The organism is uncultured Campylobacter sp. (assembly GCF_937997465.1).
In the GTDB taxonomy this organism is placed as follows: Bacteria; Campylobacterota; Campylobacteria; order Campylobacterales; family Campylobacteraceae; genus Campylobacter_A.
The window spans coordinates 1-2,057 of record NZ_CALKTQ010000203.1 but is presented as its reverse complement, the minus strand read 5'-3'; the positions used below and the strand labels follow the sequence as shown (position 1 = coordinate 2,057).

2 protein-coding genes and 1 pseudogene are annotated in these 2,057 nt (G+C 51.0%); all 3 read right to left on the bottom strand.

The features are described from left to right. Positions 1-809, bottom strand: an 809-nt coding sequence (locus tag Q0546_RS06685; RefSeq protein ID WP_298791616.1) for an isoaspartyl peptidase/L-asparaginase family protein, incomplete at its 3' end; no start/stop codon positions are given. A gap of 412 nt (positions 810-1,221) precedes the next feature. Then, a complete protein-coding gene (locus tag Q0546_RS06680; protein WP_297904949.1) occupies positions 1,222-1,659 on the bottom strand; it encodes a DUF417 family protein in 438 nt (145 codons plus the stop codon). Positions 1,660-1,849: 190 nt separating this feature from the next. Beyond that, positions 1,850-2,057, bottom strand: a pseudogene (locus Q0546_RS06675) (hypothetical protein); the annotation flags it as partial.

Genomic DNA, 2,057 nt, shown 5'->3' with positions numbered 1-2,057 from the left:
TTTACGCGCATGTAGATGTCGCCCGTGCCGGTGCAAGAAACCGCCACCGAGTCGTTGTCGGCGTAGGTTCCGGAGCCTATTATCGGGCTATCGCCGATGCGGCCGGTCATTTTGTTGGTCATGCCGCCCGTGCTGGTCGCTGCGGCTAGGTTGCCGTTTTTATCCAGCGCGATCGCGCCTACGGTGCCAAGATATGGACGCTCGTGTAAATTTAACGACGTCTTTTTCGCCTTTTCGCTATCAAGTAGCAGCTTTTGCTTCTCTTTGGCTTTTTGCAGCGCGTCGTATCTAAACTGCGTGAAAAAATACTTCTGATCGACCATCTCCAGGCCGTTTTCTTTAGCGAGCTTGTCGGCTCCCTCGCCCGCAACAAGCGTATGCCACGTCTTATCCATCACGAGTCTGGCGCCTAGAATCGGGTTTTTGATATGACGCGCCATCGCGACCGCGCCCGCTTTTTTGGTCGAGCCGTCCATGATCGAGGCGTCGAGCTCGTTAAATCCGTCGGATGTAAATACCGCGCCCTTGCCCGCGTTGAAATTCGGATCGTCCTCAAGCACCATAATGGCCGCCGTTACGGCATCCATCGCGCTACCGCCTTTCTCAAGCACGGCTTGACCCGCTAAAAGCGCTTTTTTCATCGGCTCCTCGCGGATTTTAAACTCCTCCTTGGTTAGATCAAGTCCGCTGGTGCCGCCGTGAATGACGATGACTGGGGAAAATTTCTCCTGCGCATTCGCAACCGTTAGCCCGAGCAGAGCTAGACTCGCCGCCATAAAAACGGCCTTTGAGAGTGAAAAGTGCTTCATATCTCATCCTTTCGAAAAAATTGCAGAATTTCTAAGAAATGATATAACTTTGCGCTTTTCGTTTCGCTTAATCAAATGCGAATTTGGCTGGATCTAAATCTAATGCTTTGAGCTTAAAATTAAGCTTTCGCTGTCAAATTTAACGCGACTCAATTTGTGGTACAATCTGATGGATCGATTTAAAATTTTATAAATTTGGGTTTGAGCGTTAGTAAAATTTAATTACCTCAGCTCGATAAATTTCAACCGCGCGTCATAAAATTTTAGCGCGGCCGTATTTTAAAGGGTGCTATGCGAGCGAGCTCAAGCACGCACTCACCGGCAAAGCAGGCTTTAAATCAAAACGCCTCAAGCTCGCCGTGCGCGATCATTTAGTGTTGCGTCGGAACCGACGCCAGTATGTTTTGACGGCTCAATCGCAGCTTTTTTCTCCGCGGCAAAGGCGCGCCAGGTCGTATTTTAGCAGCACCAAGCCAAGGCCTAGCAAGAAAAGGTCTTTAAAGATAAAGCCGTCGATCTTACCTAGCTGCGGCAGTAGGCTGAGCGTGCTCAGCGCCATGACGATCACGATGAGATCGCCCACGATGCCCGCCTTCGGCTTGAAAAAGCCCGCGATGAGCGAGAGATAGCCCACGGTCTCCACCACGCCCAAAAAGTAGCTCGCGCCGGCGTCCCCGAGCGCTGAGGGCAAAAACGAAAGCCACGTCTGCGAAAAGAGCGGCTTTAAAGCCTCCACCTCGAACTCAAACCACTTGTAGTTACCCATCACGGCAAGCACGATGATAACGGAAAGTCTAGCGAATATAATATCCGCGTCGCCTGCGACAAATTTTTTTACGATCTCCCTCATACGGCTCCTTTGTAAATTTTGTAGCGGTATGATAGCGAGCTTGCGTGTAGGCTACGTGAAGGGGCGAAATTTCAAATTCCAAATTCCGCGGCTTCATAAAATTCTACGCCTCCACAAAATTTCGTGGCTCTGCGAAATTTCAAATTCCATGCCGCGCGCCTTAAAAATTTAAAGCGAGCTCGGCAAAATTTCAAGGCGCGAAGTGGTGCGAGCTGCCGCGAAATTCCATAGAGCTTTGCGGCGTGCGCGGGCAAACCTCGGCGATGATATTGATCGAAACGCCCGCCTTAGCGGCAATTGCGTAGATTTTGGGCAAAAACTTCGGCGCGAAGCTGAACAAAATCTCGTACTCCTCGCCGCTTTGCAACGCAGCCTCGCTAGGGCGGGCGATCCAGCGC